Genomic DNA, 3,435 nt, shown 5'->3' with positions numbered 1-3,435 from the left:
GATCACGACGGACCCGCGCCTTAACTCGCCTCACCGACAGCACCCGACCGGCAACGCCGGCCGGGCATTCGGCGAGCCCTCCCACGACATCACCGAACACTTACGCTTGGACGATTGGGATATTGGGTGACAAAACAGGACGGTTCAGCTCACCGATGGCTGGAGACGGACGGACGTCCACGACTTCGTCTTGCTTTTCATGACCGGATCACCGTCGGGCCGGGGGTCGTCCGGCAGATACTGGTCAAGCAGGTGGGGCTGACGGTCGAGGAGGCGTTTGGAGGTGATCGATAGTGTCTAAGGTGGTATCGGTGCTGGTTCGCCGGGACGGCCCCTGCTGGTCGGCCTGGTCGCCGCAGTGTCCTGGTCTGGTGGCCGCCGAGACGACCGCCGAGGAGATGCGTGCCGCGTTGCCGGACCTGATCGCCTGGTACTTCGACGGGGACCCCGACGTCAACCTCCGGATCCACCTTGAGCTGGAGGTGCGCGGTGTCATCGTCCGGATCGCGCAGGATGCCGACGCCTGGGAACGGCAGCTGGTCGCCGAGCGTCTGGGCGCGGCCTTGGGCATGGACAGTCAGGCGGAACAACTGCGCGCCGTGCGGGCGAACGCCGCGGGCGAGGTGGTGTATGCCTGTGCGCTGCCGTCGGACCAGATCTCCTGGCTGACCGGGTAGATGGACGACGAGGACGATGCGGTCGTCGTCGCGCTTCCGGCGACGGAGAGCGAACTGTGGACCTTGCAGTTTGACGCGCTCCGGCGGCGAGGTGAAAAAGCGCCGGGTGCCGGCTACCGGCCGGAGGCAACCTTTGATGAGATCATGGTGACGTTCGCCGGGCCACGCCTCCAGCTCAGCGCATGACAGCCCGGCCCCGCGCCGGTCGGCCCCCGCCGGTGAGCGCCCGCGTGACGGCGGGAATCTCCGCCCTTCGGGCGGAGAGGATGTCAACGGGGGAGATCGCGCAGGATGAGGTCGAGGCCCGCGAGGAACTGGGCCTCGTTCTCCTCCCGTAGATGGGGTGCCGCATCGGAGAGATCCGGGTGGTGTTCGGCCGGCGGGCGTACCGCCGCGACCGGGCCGCCGCGGGCGCCGGCCCCCTCCCGTTCCACGGCCCGGGCGAGCTGGCGAGCCTCGCTGAGGGTGTGGCCGAGGGTGTAGAAGAGCAGCGTCTGGTAGACGTTGGCGGCGTCGGCCGGATCCATGCCTGCGCGGTGAAGCTGGGCGACCGCGTGATCGGCCCGCTCCCAGTAGGCGCCCACCCCGGGCGGGCGGCGCAGCACCAGCGGCGCCAGGGTCGGATGCGCCAGCAGGGAGCGTCGGAGCTGACGGAAGTTTTCCCGGATGTCCCGGCGGGGGTCGTCGGTCTCCGGCAGCTCCTCCACCCCGCGGATCACCGTGTCCGTCAGCGCGTCGAGCAGCGCGTTCTTCGTCGCGAAATGTCGGTACATCGCCGTGGGATCCACGTCGAGGAACGCGCCGAGGGCCCGCATGCTGAACGCGCCCGCGCCGTGCGTGTCCACGACCTCCATCGCTGCCGCCAGCAGCACCTCCCGGGACAGCGTGCCCCGTGGGGTCCGCCGGGACCCGACCCGCCGACCTCGCCGCCTACCGGTGTCCGCGTCGGCGGTTCCGATGCCTTCTGGCTCGTCATCGTCGGTGCCGGGATCGTCGGTGCCGGCGTCACCCTCCCGGGTGTCCTCGGAGCCTGGGCTCTCGTCGTCGGACCGGGGCGCCTTGGGATCGTTGGTCTCATCGTCGATGGCATCATGATAGTCAACGATGTTGACGCCGTCCCGCGGCTCGTGATGGTCTACTCCTCGGCCCAGGTTTCGCGCACCGGCCCGTTGCCACGGCGCTGCACCCGCACCCCTCGATAGCCCGGTCGCCAGCTTTCCAGCACGATCTCCCCGGCCGGCTCGTCGACGCTCGTGCGGACCACCTCGGTGAGCTCGACGCGGAAGAGGTCGAACGGCGTCGGCGGGCCGACCTCGGTGGCGAAGGAGGCCAGGACCTCCTCATCGTTGATCCACCGGGCCCGCCCGGAGACGCGGATGTCGCCGCCGGCCAGGTCCTGGCCCGGCCCGGGATTGGCGGCCAGGGCGAAGCGGGGGTCGCGACGCAGGTCCCGGGACTTGCGCGCATCCGGCATGCTCCCGAGCCACAGCTCCCCGAACCGGAAGTTCGTCTCGATTCCGCTCGTGCGCGGGGAGCCGTCGGCACGCACGGTAGCCATGATGTGATGGCGGAATGCCGCGAACCGGGTGCGCGCGGTCTTGGCGAGGGCGGGTTGCGCGGCCTCGAAGTCGCGCCAGGATGTCGTCACCGCGCCATTGTGACCTGAAAACTCTGCCATCTGCTGTCCTGGTTCACGGCTAGGCTTCCCAGACGTGCGATCGAGCCGGCTCACCGCGTTGCTCCTGCATCTGCAGGCCGTGCGGCGGGCCCGACTGACGCCGACGGCTGGCGGGAGGTGGAGCTCGCGACGGAGGGGCTCCAGGTGGCGCTCAGCCAACTGTGTGTCCTGGCGGACGGGGTCGTGGTGCTCGCCCCCGCCGAGTTGCGCACCGCCTTCGCCGAGGTGGGTCGACGCATGGCGGAGAACAATATGGCGGGGAACAGTGCTGCCGCGGCGGTGGGGAGCAACGCTACCGTCGCGGGAGATCGGGAGATGCCGGTGAAGGAGGTCGCGCCATAAGTACCGGTGGGCTGCTAGTTGTCGCTCTGGTGATGGCCGTCGGCCTGGTCGGCGTCGTCCTCCCGGTACTGCCGGGCCTCGTCCTGGTCTGGGGCGCGGGTCTGTGGTGGGTGATCGCGGACGGTGGGGGAGTCGGTCGCTGGATCGTGCTGGCGCTCATGACCGCGCTGTTCGTGATCGGGGCGCTCACCAAGTACGTCCTGCCGGCTCGGGCTACGGCCGGTCGGGGGGTGCCGTGGCCCAGCCTGGCCATCGGCGCGGTGTGCGCGATCATCGGCTTCTTTGTGGTGCCGGTCGTCGGGCTCCTGATCGGTGGAGTGGTCGGGATCTATCTGGCCGAGCTGGCGCGGCTGGGGGATGCGCGAGCGGCGGGCCGCACGACCTGGGCCGCGATCGTCGCCTTCGGGGTCGGTGTGGTCGTGGAGCTCGCAGCCGGCGTCGCGATGGTGCTCGTCTGGTTGGTCGGCGAGTTCGTCGCGTGATGACACGTGACGACTCATGGCGATTCGTAACGATTAGTGACGTCGCGCTGCTGCTTCCGGTCTTCCGGAGTCCGCGCGTCCCGATCCGGGGAGTCGGCCGGCCCCGAGCCTGGTGGGCCGGCCTCCCGACGGCGCCCTCCGCTGCATGATCGCTATGTTAAGTAGGGGTAACCATTTCCGGTGCTCCGTGGTTGCCGCCTCGTCCGTCGTGTGCGGCTGTTAGCCAGGGCCGCGCAGAGATTACGCTACGTTGTGA

The 3,435-nt window shown here is 69.6% G+C and carries 6 protein-coding genes; 4 read left to right on the top strand and 2 right to left on the bottom strand.

Going from position 1 to position 3,435, the window contains the following annotated elements; genetic code table 11:
• The first annotated feature begins 293 nt into the window (after positions 1–293).
• Both AC08OX_RS16175 and AC08OX_RS16170 read left to right on the top strand, forming a co-directional pair.
• Entirely contained in the window at positions 294–677 is a 384-nt protein-coding gene (locus AC08OX_RS16175; protein ID WP_476608583.1) for a hypothetical protein, read from the top strand.
• Positions 678–863, top strand: a complete 186-nt coding sequence (locus AC08OX_RS16170) for a hypothetical protein (RefSeq protein ID WP_476608582.1) — start codon at positions 678–680, stop codon at positions 861–863.
• 83 nt (positions 864–946) lie between these two features.
• Here AC08OX_RS16170 and AC08OX_RS16165 read toward each other — a convergent pair whose 3' ends face one another.
• Positions 947–1,549: a TetR/AcrR family transcriptional regulator gene (locus AC08OX_RS16165; protein WP_011435934.1), complete on the bottom strand. Its 603-nt coding sequence runs from the start codon at positions 1,547–1,549 to the stop codon at positions 947–949.
• 263 nt (positions 1,550–1,812) lie between these two features.
• On the bottom strand, positions 1,813–2,355 hold the full coding sequence (locus tag AC08OX_RS16160) for a pyridoxamine 5'-phosphate oxidase family protein (protein WP_476608581.1): 543 nt from the start codon (positions 2,353–2,355) through the stop codon (positions 1,813–1,815).
• Between AC08OX_RS16160 and AC08OX_RS16155 the strand changes: the two genes are divergently transcribed.
• The gene (locus AC08OX_RS16155; RefSeq protein WP_476608584.1) at positions 2,356–2,697 is read left to right on the top strand and encodes a WCX domain-containing protein; all 342 of its coding nucleotides are present in this window, start codon (positions 2,356–2,358) and stop codon (positions 2,695–2,697) included.
• Between the two features lie 32 nt (positions 2,698–2,729).
• The gene (locus tag AC08OX_RS16150) at positions 2,730–3,179 is read left to right on the top strand and encodes a DUF456 domain-containing protein (protein ID WP_083494794.1); all 450 of its coding nucleotides are present in this window, start codon (positions 2,730–2,732) and stop codon (positions 3,177–3,179) included.
• Positions 3,180–3,435: the final 256 nt, after the last annotated feature.

It is taken from the genome of Frankia sp. CoBUL1, assembly GCF_978021245.1.
This window is presented reverse-complemented; position numbering and strand designations above follow the sequence as displayed.

Excerpts from the sequence above, each read along its gene's own strand:
- AC08OX_RS16170 (WP_476608582.1), top strand. The coding sequence starts at position 678 with ATGGACGACGAGGACGATGCGGTCGTCGTCGCGCTTCCGGCGACGGAG.
- AC08OX_RS16150 (WP_083494794.1), top strand. The coding sequence starts at position 2,730 with ATGGCCGTCGGCCTGGTCGGCGTCGTCCTCCCGGTACTGCCGGGCCTC.
- AC08OX_RS16160 (WP_476608581.1), bottom strand. The coding sequence starts at position 2,355 with ATGGCAGAGTTTTCAGGTCACAATGGCGCGGTGACGACATCCTGGCGC.